Below are 21,837 nucleotides of genomic sequence, written 5' to 3'. Positions count from 1 at the left end.
TGGAAAGTACGATAGCCTCTAGAAAGTTTCCACCTCGCGGATCAAACCTGTCAGTGGGAGCTCGAGAATTGGGAGTGTCACATGGCTGAGAAAGCAGCAGGCGGCGGGGTACAGTCCGTCGAGCGGGTCTTCGAACTGCTCGAGCTCATCACCGACGCCGGCGGGGAAGTCTCCCTCAGCGAACTTTCCTCCTCGACCGAGCTTCCCTTGCCGACCATCCACCGCCTGCTGCGCACCCTGGTCGCAAAGGGTTATGCCCGCCAGCTACCAAACCGCCGTTACGCGCTGGGCCCGCGGCTAATCCGGCTGGGCGAAGGCGCCAACAAACAGCTCGGAGCTCTTGCCCGTCCCCAGCTGAAGAACCTGGTTGACAGTCTGGGCGAGACGTCCAATATGGCAGTCCTGGATTCGGACATGGTCATCTACATCGCTCAGGTGCCCTCCCCCCACTCGATGCGCATGTTCACCGAGGTGGGCCGCCGCGCCCACACCCACGACACCGGTGTGGGGAAAGCCATCCTTGCGCAGTTGAGCAACGATGCGGTGCGCAGCATCGTCGGCCGCGCGGGCATGCCCACGCCGACCGACAGGAGCCTGAAAAACATCGACGAGTTGCTGGCCGAACTGGAGCTCATCCGCGAGCGCGGTTACTCAGTCGATGAGCAGGAGCAGGAACTCGGCGTCAGGTGTTTCGCCATGGCCGTCCCCGACGCGCCGACCCCCAGCGCCATTTCAGTATCCGGGCCGGTCTCCCGCGTCGATGAACGATTCGCCGAGAAGGCCGTCCCTCTGCTCCGCGAGGCGGTCCGATCAATCGCCGCGGAACTGAATCTGAAGGCCTGACCCGGTGTTTCGGCGACTTCATACCGGGTTATTTGTAGGGTGAAGCATGGACGCCCTAGCTGCGCTTAACGAAATTGCCTTCTGGCTCGAACGCAAGGCAGCGCCAACCTTCAAAATCAAGGCATTCCGGAACGCCGCCGATCTCCTCGGTGAGCTGTCCTTCGACGAGCTGCTGGCCAGGACCAGAGACGGTCGACTAAAAAGGATGAAGGGCATCGGGGCGCGCACCTTCGAGGTGGTCTCCCCGTCCGTCAGCGGAGAGATCCCCGATTACCTCGCTGAACTCCGCGAACAGTCGGCCATGCCCCTGGTGGAAGGCGGACACTCGCTCAGGGCCGCCCTACGAGGCGACCTGCATAGCCATAGCAACTGGTCCGACGGCGGTAGCCCCATCGAACTGATGGTCCAGGCCGCACAAACCCTCGGCCATCAGTATCTGGCCCTCACTGATCATTCACCCAACCTCACTATCGCCAATGGGCTCAGCGCCGAACGACTCGCTGAGCAGCTCGATATTGTGGAGCGGATCAACGCCAGCGCCGCCGGGTTCCGGCTGCTGGCCGGCATCGAGGTCGACATTCTTGAGGACGGCACCCTCGACCAGACGCCAGCGCTGCTGGACCGGCTCGACGTCGTCGTCGCCAGCGTGCACTCCAAGCTTCGCTCTGACCGTTCCACTATGACCCGGCGGATGCTCGGCGGGATCCGGAACCCACAGACCAACGTCCTGGGACACTGCACCGGCCGTCTCGTGCAGGGGGCCCGGGGGACTCGCCCGCCGTCGGAGTTCGACGCCGTCCAGGTCTTCGCGGCCTGCGCCGAAAACAACGTTGCCGTCGAGATCAATTCCCGACCGGAACGCCAGGATCCCCCCGATGAACTGATTCGCCTGGCACTGGATGCTGGCTGTCTTTTCAGCATTGACAGCGACGCGCATGCGCCCGGCCAGCTGGATTTCCTGCAGTACGGGGCGGAACGGGCCGAAGCCAATGGCGTTCCGGCTGAGCGCATCATCACTACCTGGCCGGAGGAGCAACTGCTCAGCTGGCTCAACGGCGACTAGGTGAGCCAGCATCGCGGAATGAACCAACCGACAGCACCAGAACTAGCCCAGGGGAAACAGATGGACGTAACACCCAGTACGCCCACCGCAGTCGTGACAGGCGCAGGCTCGGGCATTGGGCGTGCCGTGGCCCGAGAGTTTCTCACCGCCGGGTTCGACGTCGTCCTGGCGGGCCGGAGACAAGCTGCCCTTGAGGAGACCGCAGACGGGCATCCCCACGCCCATGTGGTGTCCACCGATGTTACCCGGCCCGACGATGTCGACCGACTGTTTTACTACGTCCAGCAGGAGTTCGGGGCCCTGTCGGTACTTTTCAATAATGCGGGCGTGTTCGGTCCTTCGGGCGCCGTTGACGAGATTCAGCTGGCAGAGTGGGCCGACACCGTTGCGGTCAATATCACCGGCGCGTTCCTGTGTGCCGCAGCCGCTGTTCGACTGATGAAGAGCCAGCAGCCACCGGGTGGGCGGATCATCAACAACGGGTCCATTTCGGCTCATTCACCCCGCCCATTGTCGGTCGCCTATACAACCACCAAGCATGCGATTACTGGCTTGACCAAGTCGATCGAGCTGGATGGACGCCCCTTCGGCATCACCTGCGGCCAAATCGACATCGGGAACGCCCACACCCAACTCATGGACACCATCGGCGTCAACGGCGGCGCGTTACAAGCAGACGGCTCCCGCCGACCGGAGCCCACCTTCCCCGTGGCAGAGGCAGCCCGGGCGGTCCTTTTGATGGCTCAACTGCCGGCCTCTGCATCGGTCGGGTCGTTGCTCATCACCGCGAGCGGGATGCCCTTCGTCGGCCGCGGCTGACCCGGGCGCCTTTTGGCCACTGGGCGGTGCGGCTATGCCAGGAGGTGCAGCGCCGTCAGGAGTACCAGAACCAGTTGGGCGGGTTCCAGGAATCCGGCACCTCGTGCCCGTTAAACCTCCCGCAGACAGAGCAGGAGTAATTGACGCTCGCTGCAACAAGGTGACCGCCCCCCGCGGGACGACGCGCCGGGACGAAATCCTCATACATCAGGAACTCGTCGGTGTCGCATTCGGAGCACCAGGGCAGGCCCGGGTCACGTTCCCTGACATCGCCTGCGGGCACTCGGGTCCGCTCGGACTCGTATGGATTGAATATTGCCATGGGAATCACCACTCCAGCCAGTGAATAATTGAGCTCCGGTTAATTCCGTCCCCTTATGAGTGGACCCCACCCTAGTCCTCTCACGACATTTGGGGAAGAGCCTGTCGTCACCACTGGATTAACGAATTCTGTTGAAACTTTCACTTTTGACAGGCCTTGGCAGAATAGAGGAATGGTCATCCGCAGCCCCCACACCACCGAGGCCCTTCGCCCAGCCGATGCAGCACCGTTGAACCGTGCCCTCGCCGAAACTGCTGACGTCACCGTATTTGTTGACGGCACCGCGGTGAAACTGCCACCTGCCGCCCGGGATGCTGTCGTCGACGTCCTGCGTCGGCTTGCTGCCGGCGACGCCGTCACCACCACCTCCGCTGCCGAGACCCTGACCACTTCACAGGCCGCGGCGGCAGCTGGAATTTCACACACCTATTTACGAAATCTCACTGATGCTGGGATTATTCCGGTCGAATATCGCGGCACCCATCGACGAATTAGATCCCAGGACATTACCAAGTGGCTGGCCACGCAGAAATCAGACAAACGCGGAGAGTCGCCGCGATCAATTACGGGCAGCTAACAGACTGCCAATACCGGATTAGATCCTGGGACGCCGTGACCATTTCCGCGCCTTGAGGGCTAAATGGAGTTCCAGCCGCACGTGACCGTTCAGCGGGTCCGCGCCGATGATCGACCGGATTCGCGCCAGCCGGTTGTAGACACTACTGCGGTGTAGGTGCAGTTGCGCGGCTACATCCTGAACCGACCCGTTCTTGTCGTAAAGCAACTCCAGGACGGGCAGTAGTTCAGAGTTTTTATCCTGCTCCTCAATTTCGGCGAAGTGGACCGACTTGGCGGATGTCAGCTGCCACCCTCCGGCGGCTAGGAACTGATAGCACCCGGTGGCCCGGTATTCAGTGATCAGACCGAGCCCTCCATCGACCGCCGACGCCTGGACGGCGTGGCGTGCCTGGCTGAAAGCCTTTGGCAGCTCCCGTAGATCAAGCACCCGTTCGCTCAGCCCCTGCAGGGCACGCCCCACAGCACCGCCTTCACGCTTGGCTTGTTCCTGATCGTATCGGCGAAGGATCTCAGCGTATTCGCCGCCGCCCACGTCACCGGTGAGGAGCAGCACGGCGATGGCCGGAGTCCCGGCGCTGAACAGCACCGACCTCACACCGACGGTGGCCTGCAGGGCGGCAGTGCGGTGGGTCAGCAGGCTCGCGTGGGGGTCTGCGGGTTCGGGCAGATCGTTCTGGGCGTAGAGCACCGCTACCTGCCAGGGAGCAGTGTTGTGAAGCTCGGGCCAACCAGCCAGCTCGTCGGTACCAGCCTCGGTCCCGTCACAGGCCGCCAGAAAGATGCTTTCCCTCTTGCGACGGTGTTCGGAGGCTGCCGTGTTGCCTTCCAGTAGTAGTGATGCAAGTCGATCCATGTCAGCACGCACATCCGGGAGCTGGTCGAGAATGGCCTCGGGGGTCGTCTCGTTTGCCTCCTGCTGCACCCAGAGGTAGCCCACCCGGAACCCTCGGACCAGCAAGGGAACGCAGACTCGTCCGAGCATCCCTAGCGACGGGTTGGCTGGCAGCACCACTGGACGGACTGCCGATGAGATGCCGTGCTGCAATTGCCATTGGCTGACGTCGGCAGGCACCTTCTTGCTCAGCAGGAAATTGACCCTGACCCGGTCAGCAGCGGATTGGTGGCTGCTGTACGCCAGCAGCACGCCGTCGAGATCTTCAAGAGACAGGCCGCGGTTCAGCCGGGCGGCTATCGCTTCGACGGCCGCGTCGACCCCGTCTGGCTGCATTGCCCCATGCTACTGGGCGGCGTCACCAAGGAGACAATTGATGCGCAAAAGGTCGACACTTGTCGACGTCGTTAGCTGCTGTTCGTATGGTAGTGAACCAGGTCACATTCCGCACCGGGCCCGCATCCACAGGGATCGTTGACCCAGTCGGGCCATCATCCGTCCCCGGGCGACGATCTAGCAGGACCGGGGGGCTGCCCGAAGGCTCCTGGTTGTCCGTAGGCTAGGGACCTGGCTATAAGCCACCTCACCGCACCTTGAGAGTGAACGGAGAATCCCGTGATCGTCGGCGTTCCTAAAGAAGTCAAAAACAACGAGTTCCGCGTGGCCATCACCGCCTCAGGGGTGCATGAGCTCCGTACCAACGGGCATACAGTCCTGATTGAAAAAGACGCTGGAGTCGGTTCATACATTACCGACGATGAGTACTCTGCAGCCGGCGCGGAGATTGTCACCTCTGCCGACGAATTGTGGTCCCGGGCGGACCTGGTGCTCAAGGTCAAGGAGCCGATCGCCGAGGAGTATCACCGGTTCCGCGAGGGTCTGATTCTCTTCACCTACCTCCACCTCGCGGCGGAACCCGAGCTGACCCGGGCGCTGCTGGACGCGGGCGTAACGGCGATTGCCTACGAAACGGTTCAGGACGGGCGCGCGCTGCCCCTGCTGGCACCGATGTCCGAGGTTGCCGGTCGACTGTCGGTACAGGTGGGAGCTCAGGTCCTGACCGCTCCTGCTGGTGGCCCCGGTCTACTCCTCGGAGGGGTCCCCGGAGTACGCCCAGCGAAGGTAGTTGTCCTCGGCGCCGGCGTAGCCGGCACAAATGCGGCAGCGATGGCGGTGGGCACTGGCGCTGAAGTCACCATTCTCGACATCAACATTGGCCGGTTGCGCGAGTTGGACGCCCTCTACGCGGGCCGGGTCAAGACCGTCGCCTCAAATGCCTTTGAAATCGAGCGAGCAGTGTTGGACGCTGATCTGGTGATTGGTTCTGTCCTGATCCCCGGTGCCCGTGCTCCGAAGCTCGTGACGAACCAAATGGTTTCCCGGATGAAACCGGGAAGCGTCCTTGTGGATATCGCTGTGGACCAGGGTGGTTGCTTCGAGGATTCACATGTGACCACGCACGAGAATCCCACCTTCACCGTGCACAACTCGCTGTTCTACTGTGTGGGGAACATGCCGGGCGCAGTGCCCAACACCTCAACCTACGCACTCACCAATGTGACGCTCCGCTATGCGGTCGCACTGGCGAACCGCGGGGTCCGGGCTGCGTTTGAGTCCGACGCCGCACTGGCGCATGGCCTGAATATTGCCGGTGGACGGGTTGCACACCATTCTGTTTCCGAAGCTCACGGCCTCGACCTCGCCGCTGACTGGCGAGAACTGGTCTGACTCAGCGGAGGTGGGTTGCCTCAATGATCCGCAGGGCAGCAATGCTGTCCTGCGGATCTACGGGCACCGGTGCACCATCGAGCACGGCTGAGGCCATCAGCTCGTAAAACCGCGGGTAAGCGCCCTTCTCCGTGCGCACCTTGGTAGCGTCGGCGTCGAACCCCAGGAGCCCCCAGGCGAGTTCATCCTCGACTCCATAAAGGGAATCTGTGGGGAGCATTCCCGCGATGATCGACGGTTCCTGCACGTCAACACCCCACTTCGAATAGGCCGACTGGGATCCAACGATACGGAACCGGGGGGCGGCCTGCGGTGCCAGGGCGTTCATCCACAGGTGGCTGATGGTCCCGCTGGCGTGCCGCAGGGCGAGGAACGCATCGTCATCCGGCCCACCGTCGCCGCGGTGCGCGGCAAGCTCGGCGTATTGCAGCTCCGCGGGCCCGAATAGCTGCAACGCCTGGTCGATCAGGTGCGGTCCCAGATCGTAGAGTATGCCGCCGCCCTCACCGGCGACCGCCCCCTTCCACGGTTTGGACACCACAGGTTTGAAGGACTCCATGCGGGACTCGAAGCGGCGTACCGTCCCGAGGGCGCCGTCGTCGATGAGCTTCCGGGCGGTCAGGAAATCGCCATCCCACCTTCGGTTCTGAAAAACGCTCAGCACCGTCCCACGAGACCGCGCCAGTTCGATGAGCCGCAGACCATCCGCCGTGTCGACGACGAAGGGCTTGTCGACGACGACAGCGAGCCCAGCCTCCAGGGCCGCTTGAGCCAGCGGAACGTGAGTGGCCGGCGGAGTGCTGATCACGGCCAGATCGAGCTGACCAGCCAGGGCGAAGGCGTCCGCGGCAGTTGGTACTACGCGGACACCCGGATACCGCACCTCGGCTTCGGCTTTCCTGGCTGGGTCGGAAGTGACGATGATATCGAGTGAGTACCGCGGGTTAGCGTGGATGAAAGGGGCATGAAACACGCGTCCACCAAGGCCGTAGCCGAAGACTGCTGTTCGGATTGTCGTCATGGGCTCAGCCTACCGGGCGGAGTTAAACCCTTCGATCCTCGACTGTTCGATAAACCTCAGCCGCAATGAACACCGCCCGCAGTGAGAATCAGAGGCAGTCAGAACCAGAGGCAGTCAGGACCAGAGGCTGTCCGCCCAGGCGGCATCGCGCAGGTAGTCCCTGGCCGGCCCAACCTCCCACAATTCGCCACGGGAAGCGAGCACACCCTGCACCAGCATGTCCTCAAGGGTGTCCGGTGAGCACCCCAGAGCCTCACTGAGTTCCCGCACATCGGTTGCCAGGATGACATCATTGCTAATCGCCATGGTGCTCTAATCCTTCCGTGGTGCCCTGCTGGTCGGGTCTGGGTCTGGCCTAATTCTGTCGGTAAGTGGGTGACTCGCGTTCGATGCCCCATGACCGGGCGTACAGACCGAGGACTGCCTCTTCACGGGTAGAAAAGCCCAGCCGATTCAGCGTCAGGTGCGCCTGGTAAACGGTCAGGTGCTGAGCGCTGCGGCTCACCTGGGCCTTGTCGGCGCGGTAAAGATAATTGTCGATCCCGCGGGACCATCTGCGACGCCAGTTATGCGCCGCAGATTCGGCAGCGGTGGCCGCCATCAAGCCGTGGAAGGCTGAAGCCCGGACCTCCACCTGTGCCGCCAGGGCCTCACGGACGCCCACCGCGCGGGGGCCCAGGTCAGCGGTGCAGGTTCTGAGGTGACTGTTCCAATAAAAGTCCCAGCTGATTCGCCGCCGGTCAGGCCAACCAGCAGATCGTGGGCCTTTCATCATGCTCCGTGCAGAGTCGAAAAGGATCAGCGCACCGAACGCCGATCGGTTGTGCATCTTGGGGAAACGTCGGCTGGCCCATGTGGCCAGCTCGGAGGAGAGTTCGAAGACCTCTTCAGCAAGTTGGAGACCTGCAACCCCACCGTATTTCTCGAGGTCGGCTTCCAGCTTCCTTCTGATCTCATTGCCACTGGATTTATCGGAGCCCGGGGGCAGCTGGCTGCCCGCTGGTGAGGAGAGGTACTGCCGGACGTGCAACCCAGCCACAGCGCTGGGGTTTGCGCCGCCCAGGTCCCCCGCGGTGGCCCGGGCCCGGAAGGTGGCAAGCGAGGTCTGAAGACTGGCAATTGCGGCGGGACTGGCAAGAACGTGTAGCCGCACCTGAGGCACCGTTGGTTCCTCACCCCGGGTGAAGAACCAACGGCTGGCCCCCAAAAGCTGAGCCTGCGCCGCCAGTGGGGCGACCAGATCTTCAATGATGCCGTCCGCTACATCGAAGCCACCGGTAAAGAGCGAGAGATGCCACCATTGAGTGCTGTTGGCGGTTCGTGAGGCGTTTCGAACTGCAACCAGCTGACTCATAGCTCTCTCCTTCCGGATGTTGGTCACCGCCACTGGGGCGAGTCTAAGTGCTGCCATCCCGACGGGAATCGGTCAAAACAACCTGCTATTTCGGCCACTCCCAGTTGTCTGCCATCACCGTTTTAGGCCATTCCCAGTTCGCCGCGCTGAGCTCGGGACTGGTAGAGGCAACGACACTCATGACGACTAGAAGACCGGCTACTGTGCCGACAATCTTTTTCACGAGAACCCCCCTTGAGTGGCCACATGTGGTGGTGCGTCGGCGGAAGTGATGCCGATACCCACAACCATGAGCCGCTGGCTCTATCGATGTCCAGCCAGATAACCACCCTGTTCTGGACATGGCCTAAAGATGACTAAATGGCAGATTTCTGCCGGCGCAACCAACGCTCGCAAGACCCCAATACCCGCACCCGTCCAAGGGAAGTCCGCTCCTGGGGCGGAACCGCGACAGGCATCAAGCACTGTGTCATAAAGTGGACATGTCATGTTTTACAGCGCCATGATCGACCTACCAGGCGGCGCTGCACAACCGAATCGCCCCGCGAGGAAACGGGTCGGTAGGCTACAGGCAGGTGTGCCGCCATACCGGGGAGGAATGTTCATGCTCGACGGACTAGGTCTAGAGCTCTACCGCTACGCCGTCGCCCACCCCGGATGGACGCGTCAGGGTGCCTCGGAGGCCCTTGGTTACACCCTGAGGGACATTGATTCCGCGACGAACCAGCTCAGTGAGCGGAAGCTGCTCAGCTCACATGCAGCGGATTCGGACGCGTTCGTCGCGATTTCGCCCGACGTCGCGCTGGCTGATCTGGTTGACGCCGACGAGCGCCTCGTCCAGGACTTGAAGAGTCGGATCAACACCAGGCGCCTCGAGCTATCCGGCCTGGTTCCCCTCTACCTCGAAGCCCGCAGGGACGTCCTCTCCAGCGCATCGGTTGAGGTACTCGAGGACCCGCACCTGATTCAACGGGTGTTGATCGAGTATGGTCGGGACGTTTCCGAGCACGTGTTGATGGCTGTCCCCGGCCAGGGCGCGAATGCAGATTTCCAGGAGGAGAACGTCAGGAAGGACGTCGACCTGCTGAAGCAGGGCGTGAACCGCAGGAACCTCTACGACCTCAGTACCCGCGACCACATGCCGACCCGCAAGGCGGTGAAAGCGATTGCTGCGGAGGGCGGCGAGTTCCGCACTTTGCCGTCGGTGCCATTCAGGATGCTGATTTTCGACCGGAAACTCGCTGTGGTGGCTCGGCAGCTGACGAGCGACGACAAGGCCGCGATGATGATCCGCGACCCTAACCTGGTGAACGTCTTCATTCGGTTCTTCAACTTCACCTGGGAGTTCGCCGAGCCGTTTCCAACGGAGGAGGGTACGGTGTCGCCGCTCAATGGAACCCAGCAGGCAATTCTTGCGGGCCTCGCTGCCGGCTACTCGGATGAGGTTATTGCCCGGCGCCTCGATCTCAGTGTACGCACGTGCAGACGGCACATTGCCTGGATGCTCGAGGCATTGAAGGCTGACAGTCGATTCCAGGCGGGCGCGAAGGCCCGCGATGCGGGCTGGATCTGACCACGGGGAGAATACCTACAATAGGCAACACCCGTTGCTCATTAGTTAACCCCTGCCTTAGACTGCGTGAGTGAACTCACAGGCAAAACTTGACCCAACGACCATGCCGGCCGAAACCGAAGCAGCGCTGGTCCGCGCAGTTGATTCAGCTCATCGACACGAGGCTCTATTCTCCGATCGGGCTGCGAACATCAAACAGTCTGCGGTGCGCGATGTCTTCGACATTTCAATCCAACCCGGGCTGGTGTCGCTCGCCGGAGGAAGCCCCTACCTGCGTTCGCTTCCCCTGAAGGAGCTTGGCGACACTGCCCAACGGATCATCGCCGAGCACGGCCTGGAGGCGCTGCAATACGGCGGTGGCCAGGGGATGGAAAAGCTTCGCCAACAGATCTGCGAGGTCATGGCGGCCGAGGGAATTACCGACGCGGACCCGGCAGACCTCGTGGTCACAACCGGATCGCAGTCAGCGCAGGACGTCGCCGCCAAGGTTTTCTGCAACCCAGGCGATGTGATCCTGTGTGAGGACCCCACATATGTCGGAGCGCTCAACACCTTCGAGGCATACCAGGTGGATGTCCAGGCGGTGGCCATGGACGACGACGGCCTGATCCCCGAAGCCCTGGAACAGCGGATCACCGAACTACAGTCGGAGGGCCGAACCATCAAGGCCCTCTACACCATCCCCAGCTTCAACAACCCGAGCGGGATTACCCTGAAGGCCAGTCGCCGTCAGGTCATTGTCGACATCTGCAAAAAACACAACATCCTCGTGCTGGAAGACAACCCGTACGGCCTGCTGCGCTTTGATGGCAAGCCGCTGACCCCGCTGCGCGAAGGCAACCCCGACGACGTCATTTATCTGGGGTCCTTCTCCAAAATTTTCGCCCCCGGGGTGCGGCTCGGCTGGGCGTTGGTGCCCAGGCACCTGCATCGGCGGTTCTATCTGGCGTGCGAAGCTGTGGTGCTTTGTCCATCCCCGCTGACCCAGATGCTGGTTTCGGCCTATCTCAGCGATTACGACTGGCTGGGTCATCTTGAGACCACGCGAGCCTTGTACAGCGAGAGGTGTTCGACCATGCTGAGTGCCCTGGCGCAGCACCTACCAGCGTCGGTGTCGTGGACGCGCCCCGATGGGGGCTTCTTTATCTGGGTAACCCTGCCCGAAGGGATCGACACCTACCCCCTGCTGTACAAGGCAATCGACGCGGGGGTGGTGTTCATTCCCGGTGCCGCTTTCACCCCCTCCGATGCCCCGTCGAACAAGCTGCGGCTTGCCTTCAGCGCAGTCTCCAGCGAGGACATCGTCACGGGAATCGAGCGTCTTGCCCCGATCTTCCAGGAAGCAATCGCATCGAATCATGCGTAAGCGGAGGCTACCTGTTGCGGGAACGCAACCGGTCCAGGACAACCGAGACCGCCAGCAGCAGGACGGCAAGAATCAGCAACCGGACCACGAAGTTCAGTTCCGGGAAGAGCCACTGCAGCACGGTTGAGCCGATGAACGCGGCGAGCAGCATGGGCAACAGCCGCTTGAGGTAGGAACCGGTGGGCGACGGCGCCCCCGAATTTTCTCGGTCGGGGCGCTGGCTCGGACTGGGGTTATTTGGCATAGGAAACCAGCCTAGGGCACAACCTCAGTCGAGCAGCAGCGCAGGCTCCTCCAGGATGGAGGCGACGTCGGCCATGAAGCGTGCGCTGAGGTCGCCATCCACCACCCGGTGGTCGAACGATCCCCCCAATGTGGTGATCCACCGTGGGATAACTTCCCCGTCGAGCACCCACGGTTTCTGCTTGATCGTGCCGAAGGCCACGATTGCAACCTCTCCCGGGTTGATGATTGGCGTCCCTGTATCGATCCCGAGTGCGCCGATGTTCGTGACTGTGAGAGACCCGCCCTGCATCTGGGCTGGTTGCGTCTTTCCCGCACGAGCAGTGGTCGCCAGCTCATTGAGGGCGATCGCGAGTTCCTTCAACGTCAGGTCCTGCGCATCCTTGATGTTCGGAACCATCAGTCCGCGAGGAGTAGCGGCAGCGATGCCCAGGTTCATGAAGTGCTTGACGAGGATCTCGTCACCGGCCCAGGTCGCATTGACCGACGGGTTGCGGGCGGCGGCCCAGATGACTGCCTTGCACAGAATGAGCAGGGGCGACACCTTGATTCCCTCGAAGTCCCGGGAAGCCTTGAGCCGCTTCACGAACTCCATGGTGCGGGAGGCGTCCACGTCCACGAAGATGCTGACGTGCGGCGCCGAGAAGGCGCTGTCCACCATCGCCTTCGCGGTCGCCTTGCGGACACCTCTGACGGGCACGCGTTCAATCCGCTGGTCCTGAGGCTTTTGGGTCGCTTCCCAGAAGGTATTGGCGCCGTCCTGTTCGGCGTCGCGCTGCGCCTGGTAGCTCATGAGATCCCGCTTGGTCACCTCGCCCGAGCGGCCAGTCCCTTCGACATCGGACAGGTTGATTCCGAGATCGCGGGCCGCCTTCCGAACCGGCGGTTTGGCCAGCACCCGGTTGGCTGGCTGCGCCCCGTCAGCCGGCGGGGCGGACTGCGGAGTTGGGGCCTGCATTGGCTCTGCGTCAGCCCGTCGAGGCCGCCGCTTCACCGCATCAGCTTTCGGGCCGGTTCCCACCAGTGGGCCGGCCTCCGGTGGCTCCTGGGCGTCCGCGTGCTGTCCGCTGTCGGCTGTGAAGCCGCTGGTGGCTGACGCGTCCGTCGCGGCTGATGGATGAGTGGTCGCCGGCGGGGTGGATAACTCGCCGGGCATCTGGGGAGCTGGCGCGTCGTCGTCGCCGTCCGCTACAGAGATGATCGGCGAGCCGACGTCGATGGTCTCACCCTCCGTGGCTAGAAGCTCCGCGACGACGCCCGCGTACGGTGAGGACAGCTCTACCAGGGATTTGGCAGTCTCGATCTCGACGATGATGTCATTGATCGCGACGACGCTGCCTGGCTGGACCTTCCACTGAACTATCTCTGCCTCGGTGAGCCCTTCCCCGACGTCGGGGAGATTAAACGTATTGAGTGTCATGGGGTTCCTCTAGTAGGCCAGGGCCCGGTCGACGGATTCGAGGATCCGATCAATATCTGGCAGGTAGTGCTCTTCCATGCGCGCCACGGGATACGGCAGATGGAAGCCTCCTACCCGCATCACGGGGGCCTGTAGCGAAAGGAAGGCGCGTTCGGTCACGCGGGCCGCAAGCTCACCGCCGATCCCGCCGAACGTGGGCGCTTCATGGGCGACAACCAGCCGTCCCGTCTTTTGGACTGATGCCGTCACCGTGTCGAAATCCATCGGTGACACCGACCGAAGGTCGATTACTTCGATACTGTGTCCATCCTCCGCTGCAGCCGCTGCGGCGGCGAGCGCAACGGGCACCAGCGGGCCGTACGCCACCACTGTCGCGTCCGTGCCTTCACGCAGCACGTGGGCGGTGAACGGGTCCCCGGATGGGGAGGTTAGGTCCACCTCCCCCTTGAGCCAGTAGCGTCGTTTCGGTTCGAAGACGATCACCGGGTCGTCGCACTCGATGGCCTGCTGGATCATCCAATAGGCATCCTGCGGGTTGGAGGGCGTGATGATGCGCAGTCCTGCGGTGTGTGCAAACAACGCCTCGGGTGACTCGGAGTGGTGTTCAACGCTACCGATCCCGCCCCCATAAGGGATCCGGATGACCACCGGAACTCGGAGCATTCCGTCGCTGCGGGCATGCATCTTCGCCAATTGGGTGGTGATCTGGTTAAACCCCGGGAAGACAAACCCGTCGAACTGAATCTCGCAGACGGGTCGATAGCCGCGCAAGGCCAACCCGATGGCTGTCCCGATGATGCCTGACTCGCCAAGCGGCGTATCGACTACGCGATCTGCGCCAAACTCGGCTTTCAGGCCCTCGGTCACGCGGTAGACGCCCCCGAGAGCGCCGATATCTTCGCCCATCAGCAGCGTCGTCGGGGAAGCCTCCAGCGAGGCGCGGAGCCCCTCGTTGATCGCTTTGGCGATGGTCATGACCGGCATCTAGCGACCTCCATCTTTCTCTGGCGCGAATCCAGCCTCGTAGTCCTGCCAGAACCGCAGTTCCTCCTGGACCAGGGGGTGCGGCTCGGCATAAGCCGTGCCGAAACGCTGGCTAAGATCGGGTGCTTCCATGGCGAGGACCGCGCGGCGGAGCCGGCCGGCCTGCTCCGCCGCCTCCGCCTCAAGTCCTTCGAAAAACGAGTCGGCGGTGCCGTTGGCTCGGAGATAAGTTTCCAACCGGAGTAGAGGATCACGCGCCAGCCATGATTCTTCGTCAGCGGAGGCACGATACTTGGTCGGGTCGTCGGCTGTCGTGTGGGCACTCATCCGGTAGGTGAACGCCTCGATGAGCACCGGCCCCTTGCCCTGCCGGGCATGTTCCAGCGCCCAGGCGGTGACCGCACTGACTGCCAGGACATCGTTGCCGTCGACGCGGATGCCGGGGAACCCGTAGCCCGCGGCGCGCTGGGCCAGGGGTACCCGGGTCTGGACGTCCGAGGGCACCGAGATGGCCCAGTGGTTGTTCTGGCAGAAGAACACCACCGGGGCGTTGAACGAGGCGGCGAAGACCATAGCTTCGTGAACGTCACCCTCCGAGCTGGCCCCATCCCCGAAATAGGCGACCGATGCCGCCGCGGGGACGGCAGGATCGGCGGTACGGTCCCGCTGAATACCCATCGCGTAGCCGACAGCGTGCAGGGTCTGGGCAGCCAGCACCAGGGTGTAGAGCTGGAAGTTGTGCTTCCGGGGATCCCAGCCACCGTTCGTGATCCCGCGGAACAGCTTGAGGATGTCCGGTAAGTCGACTCCCCTGGTCAGTGCCACGCCGTGCTCCCGGTAGGTGGGGAAGGCATAGTCCTGTGGCTGCATTGCGCGACCCGAGCCGATCTGCGCGGCTTCCTGGCCGGTCAGTGGCACCCAGAGGGCTAGCTGGCCCTGCCGCTGGAGCGCAGTCGACTCCTGATCGAACCGACGGATCAGGAACATGTCCCGGTACAGGCCCTGATAGGTGTCCGGATCGGGGGCATAGTCGCTGAACCGAGCATCGTCCCGCAGATCGCCGTCTGCGGTCATCAGCTGGACCATGTCCGGGGTGTCCAATCCAGCACCGGCCGGACCCACGCCGTTTCCGTTGCTGTCCAGCCCGGCTGCGGTCGATTGCACAACGTCCATACGTGCTCCCTCCCCGTCCTTATATACCTTGAATGGAATGTATAGCTGGGACATACGCTCATGCGCATGTACCTCGTCCACACTAGTCACGAGATCGTGCTCAACCCATTTATGACGCTCTACGAAAGGCCGGGCCCATGTGGGTAAGCAGCGCAAAGGTCAAGGAAACGGGTGTTGGCTTCGGGCTCGCCAATACTCACCCGGGCCCCCTCGGTGCCGAAGGCGCGGACCGACAAGGCCCGCTGTTCAGCGAGTCCCGCGAATTCCGGCGTGTTGTCGCCAAGCGCGAGCCAGACGAAGTTTCCCTCGGCGTTGGGCACAGTCCAGCCCAGCGCCCGCAGGCCCTCGACCACCCGGGTCCGCTCATCGACAATCCCCTGGACGCGCTCCCTCACCTCGTCGAAATGCTCCAGCGAGGTGACCGCAGCCTGTTCAGCGATCTGGGAGACTGCAAACGGCACGGCGCTCACCCTGAGGTGTTGAGTCAGTTCCGGCTGCGAGACGGAGTACCCCACGCGAAGCCCAGCGAGGCCATGCGCCTTGGAGAACGTGCGCAACACCACAACGTTCTGGTGCTCCCGGTACATCGCGAGCCCGTCCACTGCCTCGGCGTCCCTGACAAACTCCTGGTAAGCCTCGTCGATGACGACGACGATATGCGCCGGCACCCGCTGCAGGAACGAGGCGACCTCGGTCGCCTTGAGGATCGGTCCGGTGGGGTTGTTGGGCGTGCACAGCAGGATGACGCGGGTCCTGTCAGTAATTGCCGCAAGCATTGCCTCGAGGTCGTGGGTTCCATCCTGGTTTAGTGGAATCTGCACACCGGCCGCCCCGGCCAGCCCAACGCAAATCGGGTACGCCTCGAATGAGCGCCACGGATAGATCACTTCATCGGCCGCGTCGTAGTCGTTTTGCCCCGCAAACGTGGCCAGGACCTGATTCAACGCGCCCAGGCTTCCTGCGCCGGCAACAATGTCATCGGCGGGGACGGCGAGGAACGACGCGAGCGCCGTCCGGAGCGCGGTGGTCATCGGGTCTGGATAGCGGTTGATGTGCGTCTGCGACGCGATCGCCGCTAGCACCGACGGTAGCGGTGGGAGGGGGTTCTCATTGGAGGAAAGTTTGTAGCTCTGCAGGCCCTCGACAACGACCGGCGGCTTGCCGGCCGCATAGCGTGGCAGGCGGCCCAACACGCTGCGGGGATGGATTGAAGGTTCCTGTGCCCCGGCGTCGTCGCCCTGGCGCTCTGGTGTAGTCATAGGTCCAGCTTATCGCTGGGCATGGGTTGAGCCTTATGACAGCATTGGGTCATGCTGAAGTTCATTGTGCGTATCCTCATTAATGCGCTGGCGCTTTTCGTCGCGGCCTGGCTTCTTCCAGGCATCGAGGTGGGAGGAGCGGCGTCCAGTGGGGATACCACCGGAGTCGTGTTGTCTTACCTGTTCGTAGGGTTGGTTTTCGGTATCGTCAATGCGCTGGTCCGGCCAATCGTTGCATTGCTGTCCCTCCCGCTCACCATCCTGACGCTCGGTTTGTTCACCGTCATCATCAACGCAGGCATGCTGATGCTCACCGCGTGGCTGACCTCTTTCACCCCAATCCTGTTCTCGGTTGACGATTTCTTCTGGACCGCAGTCCTCGGCTCACTCATCATCAGCGTGGTCTCGATGGTGGCAGGGTCACTCACTGGCACTCGCAGGTAGCTGGGGTCCACCCACCGAGCGGCCCGGCTCAGGGGCCGGACCAGGCGTGAACCGATGTCCCCGTCGCCGCTGGTCAGTCGAGGAGGTACGCCCCTCAACCGATGGGCGGTGGGCTATGAACACATGCCGTTCGGCCGGGACCCGGGTACCGATCGCAGCCCTGAGTGTGGCGACGGTCGCTACCACTGAGGGGTGGCTGCTGGCCTCGACCGCTTCGGCCCCGGCCAGATAGGTGCCCAGCTTGTGCGCTGCGCCCAACCCTTTGTCGCCGTCGGGAATCCCTGCGACCGGATCCCGCAGGGTCACCGTCACCCGGTCGCGTTCGTCGGGATTCGAGGTGCCATCCACCTGATGGACCCAATCGTCGGCATGCTCCAGGTGCAGGTATTGAGCCCCACCGGAGGGTTCCCGGCCGGTGGGAGATCCCGCGGTCAACACCAGCTCAAGCTGGTAGGTTTCAGCGAAGCCCGGGTTCTGGGCAATGTTCGCTGCGTGCATTCCGCCCTGGCTGTAACCGACGACCATCACCCGGTCCCCCGGGACGGCTCCAGATTCGGCGAGCGCCGCTCCCACTGCCTCGGTGACAAACATGCTGTCGTACTGGACCGCCTCGACGATTCCGGTCGGATCGAAGGGCTGGGTGCTGGCGGTGATGGACGACCCCTGGGTGCCTGGCAGCACTACGACAAACACCGACCCCTCCGGTCCCTGCACTTTCAGCACCTCGAAGGCTCCTGGTCCGTCTGCATTGACCGCCTGGACCCGATCCAATAACGCGGGCACTGAGCCGTCGAGTGTCAGCCCGGCAACAGGCGATAGCCGTTCCACGCTCAACGCACTGGGTTCGGCCAGGTCGCCACCATTGGCGAGGCTGATGGCCCGAGCCAGGTCCCGTTCGACCTCTCCCAGAGCGGTCCTGGCTGCGCCCGAAGCCAGGCGAGCCATAGCCTCGGCCGCTTCGTAGGCCAGTCGGCACGCTTCAACCCGCTGGGCTGTGTCCCGCAGTTCGTCTTCGGCTGCCGCCAGCGCGGTCCGCGCATCGTCAAGGCCGGTGACGGCGCCGACCCCCGCGCCCCGCACGGTCAGGTCCTGCTCTTTGAGAAGCATTTGGAGCCGCCATTGGAGCTCCCCGCACTGCTGGAGGATATCGCTGATGCTGTCGGCCAGGAGCCCGAGCCGTACCGTTCCCTGCCGTAGCTCCGACCATTGGAACCTGATGCTTCCTACTCCACCGTTGACGACGATGCCGGACTCCACCGGTTCCGGTGGTGGGTTGACTGGCAAAAGGTCGCCCGTTGCCCTCATGGCAGCTGCTGCACCAGGTACCGGTTGTACTCGAAGCTTCTGAGCGTGGCGGCGAACGATTCGACACCGATCGCGGCGTCTCGCAACAGTGCACCGCACAGGCGCACTCCTCCCGCCTGGACCAGAACGTAATCCCGATAGTTCCGGCCCGCCGGTGATTCCCACTCAAGGTCGGCAACCTCCACCATCCGGGACGCTACGTTATCCACCGCGTCAGCCTGGAGCAGGACCAGGGCGCTGAGCGCTACTGCGGTGCCACTGTCGGTCGCCCAGGGCTCGCACGGTAACCCAGCCGCACCGTTCATTGAATCTCCCTGTCTCTCCTAACCGGGGCTGTATCACTCGAACGGTACCCCCGCAGCAGGGCAGCCGTGGGCGAAAGCGTTGCTATGTGAGCTGGCGCAGTGCGTTGGCTGGAGGCGGGGGCAAGTCACACGACAGCAGGCACCCTCCAGATCGTGAAATGATCTGGGTATGGCTGATACTTCCCGAGTAAACCTCGCATCGACTTCAACCCAGTCGGGCGTTCCGCTGGCTCTCGGCCCGCTGGACGGTCGGTACAGCGGTGCCGTGGCGGCCCTGGTCGACTATCTCTCAGAGGCAGCATTGAACCGGGACCGCGTCCATGTGGAGGTGGAGTGGTTGATCCACCTCACCCGCAATGCCGTCCTGCCGGGAACCGCACCCCTGACGTCCGATCAGGAGGCGGCACTCCGGGAGATCGTGACCGGTTTCGACGGAGAATCGGTCGCCGAGCTCGCCGAACTGGAACGGGTGACAGTCCACGACGTCAAAGCGGTGGAGTACTTCATCGGACGCCGGCTCCCCGAAATCGGAATATCGGCCCTCAAACCTCTGGTCCACTTCGGCTGCACCTCGGAGGACATCAACAACCTTTCCTACGCCGTGGGAATCAAGGGTGCCGTCGAGAACGTCTGGCTACCCGCCGCCCGGGCCCTGACTGCCCAGATCTCTGGAATGGCACGCGAGTCGGCAGCCGTACCCATGCTCTCGCGCACCCACGGTCAACCAGCAACTCCGACCACGCTGGGCAAGGAGCTCGCCGTCGTCGCGCACCGGTTGGACCGCCAGCTCAAACGGATCGAACGCACTGAGTACCTTGGCAAGATCAACGGTGCGACCGGCACCTTCGCCGCCCACTACGCCTCCGTTCCCGGTGCCGATTGGCAGCGGGTGTCACGGGATTTCGTCGAGGGGCTGGGGCTGACCTGGAACCCGCTGACCACCCAGATTGAATCCCACGACTGGCAGGCTGAGCTCTACGCGGATGTGGCTCGTTTCAACAGGATCCTGCACAACTTCTGCACCGATGTGTGGAGCTACATTTCGATCGGGTATTTCGCCCAGGTTCCGGTGGAAGGCGCCACCGGGTCCTCCACGATGCCGCACAAGGTGAACCCGATCCGATTCGAGAACGCCGAAGCGAACCTCGAAATCTCCTGTTCCCTGTTGGACGTACTGGGGGCCACCCTGGTCACCTCACGGTGGCAGCGTGACCTCACCGACTCATCCTCGCAGCGGAACATTGGTGTCGCGTTCGGTCACTCGCTGTTGGCACTGTCGAATGTGGCGAAGGGCCTGGAGCGGCTCGACGTCGCTGGTCCAGTGCTGGCCGCTGATCTCGACTCCAACTGGGAAGTACTCGGTGAAGCCGTTCAGATGGTCATGCGGGCCGAGGGCATCGCCGGTGTCCCGGGTATGGATGACCCCTACGAGCGCCTGAAGGAGCTGACCCGTGGACAGCGTGTCGATGGCGCCCGGATGCAGGAGTTCGTTTCCGGCCTGGGGCTTTCAGCCGAGGCGGAGACCCGACTGATGGCATTGACTCCCGCCACCTACACGGGGATCGCTGAACAGCTCGTCGGCCACCTCAGGTAGTACCGACCGAACGACCCCACAGCGACGGGACGGATGCACCCCGAGGCCCCGGGTCTCATCCGAACTTTCCCCATCATCAACTGCGGTCGGAGGGCCTTTGAGCGGCGTACTGGCGGGCTTCGCGATTGTCGGAGCGGTGATCCTGGCGGGCTATATTGCTGCCCGCCTGCGGATCGGTGGGCCCGAGACCGTAAAGGCTCTCACCCAGACGGCCTTTTTCATCACCAATCCGGCCCTGCTGTTCACCATTCTCGCGGACGCTGACCTTACGTCGGTCCTGTCCGCCTACCTGCCAATCGCGCTTATCACTGCCGTGGTCGCGGCGCTCCTGTATGTAGTGGTGAGCCGGATCTGGTTCCGGCGCCCAGCGGCCGAAACAGTCATCGGTGCGATGGCAGGCTCCTACGTCAACGCCAATAACATCGGCATCCCGATCGCTGTCTACGCGCTGGGCAACGCGACGGCCGTCGCCCCGGTGTTGCTGGTGCAGTTGCTTCTGTTGACTCCGCTCTATCTCACCATTCTTGACCTCTCCTCGGGACGGAAGCCCTCGGTCAAAAACGTTCTGACCCAGCCATTTCGCAACCCGATGATCGTTGCCTCATTCATTGGTTTGGCCGTCGGATGGGCTGACCTCGACGTGCCCCAACTGATCTGGGAACCGCTGGCGCTGCTGGGCGGGGCGGCGGTCCCGCTCGTACTGTTGGCGTTCGGCATGTCGCTGCGGGGGAGCCGCCCGCTGCGTGCCAGCGAGGGCCGCACCGAGGTCATCGTGGCGACCCTCATTAAAACCTTCGTCATGCCCGCGACTGCCTACCTGCTCAGCAACTTCCTGTTTCAGCTGGATGATGAGCTGGTGTTTGGCGCGGTGGTCATGGCCGCCCTGCCCGCCGCCCAGAACGTGTTCCTGTTCGCTGGCCGATACAACCGCGGAATCACTGTCGCGAGGGACGTCATCCTGATTTCGTCGATGCTGTCGGTGCCAGCCCTGATTGTGATTGCCTGGTTGTTGACCTAGCCGCTCGTCGCGTTGGTGAGATGAGCCAGTGAGGTGATGGTCTTGGCCTGGCTGTCCCAGCGCCGTGCCCCCACCACGCTGCCCTCGGGCATGGGTGCGCCGACGACGTCGAGCGCTGCTGCCAGCTGCTCTCCCGGCACCGCGTTCGCGAGCGTAATGTGCGGGATCCACCTGCCGGGCAGTGAGGTGTGCGCCGCGCCAGCCACCGCACCGGCGTCGTGCACTCCGCGATGGAGCATCAGCAGTTCGGCGGTGCAGATCACCTGCCGTGCCAGCACGTAGCCCTTCCGCCCGGCGTTGAACAGCAACATCCCACCGCAGGTGAACGCCAGGGGCAGGTTCAGACCTGCCCCCGTTTGCTCATCCCGATTGCCGGTGATGGCTGGTGCGGCTACGAGGGTGATGTGCGGACGGTTATGTGGAGAACGGTGGGAAGCCCTGCTGGGCAGTCCAGCCGCCTGAAGCGCCTCCCACTCGCGCAGGATGAATTGCTCGGATCCCTCATCGAGCAGCAGTTCAATGCTGTCCACCG

The 21,837-nt window shown here is 63.1% G+C and carries 23 protein-coding genes; 10 read left to right on the top strand and 13 right to left on the bottom strand.

Annotated elements, in window-relative coordinates:
• Window positions 1-81: 81 nt before the first annotated feature.
• Genes B384_RS0105565 through B384_RS0105555 form a run of 3 tightly spaced genes read left to right on the top strand, consistent with a single transcriptional unit; the run spans window position 82 to window position 2,725 of the window.
• Complete coding sequence (locus tag B384_RS0105565) at window positions 82-843, top strand: IclR family transcriptional regulator (RefSeq protein WP_019482152.1); 762 nt, start codon at window positions 82-84, stop codon at window positions 841-843.
• A gap of 46 nt (window positions 844-889) precedes the next feature.
• Window positions 890-1,906 (top strand): PHP domain-containing protein, encoded by a 1,017-nt coding sequence (locus B384_RS0105560; RefSeq protein ID WP_019482151.1) that lies wholly within the window; start codon window positions 890-892, stop codon window positions 1,904-1,906.
• Between the two features lie 60 nt (window positions 1,907-1,966).
• The gene (locus B384_RS0105555; RefSeq protein ID WP_019482150.1) at window positions 1,967-2,725 is read left to right on the top strand and encodes an SDR family oxidoreductase; all 759 of its coding nucleotides are present in this window, start codon (window positions 1,967-1,969) and stop codon (window positions 2,723-2,725) included.
• Window positions 2,726-2,780: 55 nt separating this feature from the next.
• Here B384_RS0105555 and B384_RS20495 read toward each other — a convergent pair whose 3' ends face one another.
• On the bottom strand, window positions 2,781-3,047 hold the full coding sequence (locus tag B384_RS20495) for a hypothetical protein (RefSeq protein WP_019482149.1): 267 nt from the start codon (window positions 3,045-3,047) through the stop codon (window positions 2,781-2,783).
• Between the two features lie 172 nt (window positions 3,048-3,219).
• On the opposite strand from B384_RS20495, the gene B384_RS0105545 reads away from it, so the two are divergent.
• The gene (locus B384_RS0105545; protein ID WP_019482148.1) at window positions 3,220-3,624 is read left to right on the top strand and encodes a helix-turn-helix domain-containing protein; all 405 of its coding nucleotides are present in this window, start codon (window positions 3,220-3,222) and stop codon (window positions 3,622-3,624) included.
• Window positions 3,625-3,642: 18 nt separating this feature from the next.
• Here the strand turns inward: B384_RS0105545 and B384_RS0105540 are convergent, their stop codons facing one another.
• Window positions 3,643-4,854, bottom strand: a complete 1,212-nt coding sequence (locus B384_RS0105540) for a PucR family transcriptional regulator (protein WP_019482147.1) — start codon at window positions 4,852-4,854, stop codon at window positions 3,643-3,645.
• A 279-nt stretch (window positions 4,855-5,133) separates the two neighbouring features.
• Between B384_RS0105540 and ald the strand changes: the two genes are divergently transcribed.
• Window positions 5,134-6,246: an alanine dehydrogenase gene (gene ald / locus B384_RS0105535; RefSeq protein ID WP_019482146.1), complete on the top strand. Its 1,113-nt coding sequence runs from the start codon at window positions 5,134-5,136 to the stop codon at window positions 6,244-6,246.
• 1 nt (window position 6,247) lies between these two features.
• Here the strand turns inward: ald and B384_RS0105530 are convergent, their stop codons facing one another.
• The 3 genes from B384_RS0105530 to B384_RS0105520 all read right to left on the bottom strand — a co-directional run bounded on the left by B384_RS0105530 (window position 6,248) and on the right by B384_RS0105520 (window position 8,621).
• Complete coding sequence (locus tag B384_RS0105530) at window positions 6,248-7,267, bottom strand: Gfo/Idh/MocA family protein (protein WP_019482145.1); 1,020 nt, start codon at window positions 7,265-7,267, stop codon at window positions 6,248-6,250.
• Window positions 7,268-7,381: 114 nt separating this feature from the next.
• Window positions 7,382-7,573 (bottom strand): hypothetical protein, encoded by a 192-nt coding sequence (locus tag B384_RS0105525; RefSeq protein ID WP_019482144.1) that lies wholly within the window; start codon window positions 7,571-7,573, stop codon window positions 7,382-7,384.
• Between the two features lie 49 nt (window positions 7,574-7,622).
• The gene (locus B384_RS0105520; protein ID WP_019482143.1) at window positions 7,623-8,621 is read right to left on the bottom strand and encodes a lantibiotic dehydratase C-terminal domain-containing protein; all 999 of its coding nucleotides are present in this window, start codon (window positions 8,619-8,621) and stop codon (window positions 7,623-7,625) included.
• Window positions 8,622-9,225: 604 nt separating this feature from the next.
• Between B384_RS0105520 and B384_RS0105515 the strand changes: the two genes are divergently transcribed.
• Complete coding sequence (locus B384_RS0105515) at window positions 9,226-10,194, top strand: helix-turn-helix transcriptional regulator (RefSeq protein ID WP_019482142.1); 969 nt, start codon at window positions 9,226-9,228, stop codon at window positions 10,192-10,194.
• A 103-nt stretch (window positions 10,195-10,297) separates the two neighbouring features.
• Window positions 10,298-11,560 carry an aminotransferase-like domain-containing protein gene (locus B384_RS0105510; protein WP_019482141.1) on the top strand — a complete coding sequence of 421 codons (1,263 nt, stop codon included), beginning with the start codon at window positions 10,298-10,300 and terminating at the stop codon, window positions 11,558-11,560.
• A gap of 7 nt (window positions 11,561-11,567) precedes the next feature.
• Here the strand turns inward: B384_RS0105510 and B384_RS20490 are convergent, their stop codons facing one another.
• The 5 genes from B384_RS20490 to B384_RS0105485 form a co-directional block, all read right to left on the bottom strand.
• Entirely contained in the window at window positions 11,568-11,804 is a 237-nt protein-coding gene (locus tag B384_RS20490; protein WP_133185410.1) for a hypothetical protein, read from the bottom strand.
• A 24-nt stretch (window positions 11,805-11,828) separates the two neighbouring features.
• Window positions 11,829-13,223 carry a dihydrolipoamide acetyltransferase family protein gene (locus tag B384_RS0105500; RefSeq protein ID WP_019482139.1) on the bottom strand — a complete coding sequence of 465 codons (1,395 nt, stop codon included), beginning with the start codon at window positions 13,221-13,223 and terminating at the stop codon, window positions 11,829-11,831.
• A gap of 9 nt (window positions 13,224-13,232) precedes the next feature.
• Complete coding sequence (locus B384_RS0105495; RefSeq protein WP_019482138.1) at window positions 13,233-14,207, bottom strand: alpha-ketoacid dehydrogenase subunit beta; 975 nt, start codon at window positions 14,205-14,207, stop codon at window positions 13,233-13,235.
• Window positions 14,208-15,380: a pyruvate dehydrogenase (acetyl-transferring) E1 component subunit alpha gene (gene pdhA, locus B384_RS0105490; protein WP_019482137.1), complete on the bottom strand. Its 1,173-nt coding sequence runs from the start codon at window positions 15,378-15,380 to the stop codon at window positions 14,208-14,210.
• 119 nt (window positions 15,381-15,499) lie between these two features.
• Entirely contained in the window at window positions 15,500-16,639 is a 1,140-nt protein-coding gene (locus tag B384_RS0105485) for a histidinol-phosphate transaminase (protein WP_019482136.1), read from the bottom strand.
• Window positions 16,640-16,690: 51 nt separating this feature from the next.
• On the opposite strand from B384_RS0105485, the gene B384_RS0105480 reads away from it, so the two are divergent.
• Window positions 16,691-17,083: a phage holin family protein gene (locus B384_RS0105480; protein ID WP_019482135.1), complete on the top strand. Its 393-nt coding sequence runs from the start codon at window positions 16,691-16,693 to the stop codon at window positions 17,081-17,083.
• Here B384_RS0105480 and B384_RS19595 read toward each other — a convergent pair.
• Window positions 17,060-18,388 (bottom strand): hypothetical protein, encoded by a 1,329-nt coding sequence (locus B384_RS19595; RefSeq protein ID WP_019482134.1) that lies wholly within the window; start codon window positions 18,386-18,388, stop codon window positions 17,060-17,062. The genes B384_RS0105480 and B384_RS19595 overlap by 24 nt on opposite strands.
• On the bottom strand, window positions 18,385-18,693 hold the full coding sequence (locus B384_RS0105470) for a hypothetical protein (RefSeq protein WP_019482133.1): 309 nt from the start codon (window positions 18,691-18,693) through the stop codon (window positions 18,385-18,387). The genes B384_RS19595 and B384_RS0105470 overlap by 4 nt, the downstream gene beginning before the upstream one ends.
• Before the next feature lie 169 nt (window positions 18,694-18,862).
• Between B384_RS0105470 and purB the strand changes: the two genes are divergently transcribed.
• Both purB and B384_RS0105460 read left to right on the top strand, forming a co-directional pair.
• On the top strand, window positions 18,863-20,287 hold the full coding sequence (gene purB, locus B384_RS0105465; RefSeq protein WP_019482132.1) for an adenylosuccinate lyase: 1,425 nt from the start codon (window positions 18,863-18,865) through the stop codon (window positions 20,285-20,287).
• A gap of 97 nt (window positions 20,288-20,384) precedes the next feature.
• A complete protein-coding gene (locus tag B384_RS0105460; protein ID WP_019482131.1) occupies window positions 20,385-21,305 on the top strand; it encodes an AEC family transporter in 921 nt (306 codons plus the stop codon).
• Here B384_RS0105460 and B384_RS0105455 read toward each other — a convergent pair.
• On the bottom strand, window positions 21,302-21,835 hold the full coding sequence (locus B384_RS0105455; RefSeq protein ID WP_019482130.1) for a 2'-5' RNA ligase family protein: 534 nt from the start codon (window positions 21,833-21,835) through the stop codon (window positions 21,302-21,304). The genes B384_RS0105460 and B384_RS0105455 overlap by 4 nt on opposite strands.
• Window positions 21,836-21,837: the final 2 nt, after the last annotated feature.

The sequence above is a fragment of the Arthrobacter sp. TB 23 genome (genome assembly GCF_000294595.1).
In the GTDB taxonomy this organism is placed as follows: domain Bacteria; phylum Actinomycetota; class Actinomycetes; order Actinomycetales; family Micrococcaceae; genus Arthrobacter_D.
The sequence above is the reverse complement of the archived record's forward strand: the minus strand, read 5'-3'. Positions and strand labels throughout refer to the sequence as shown.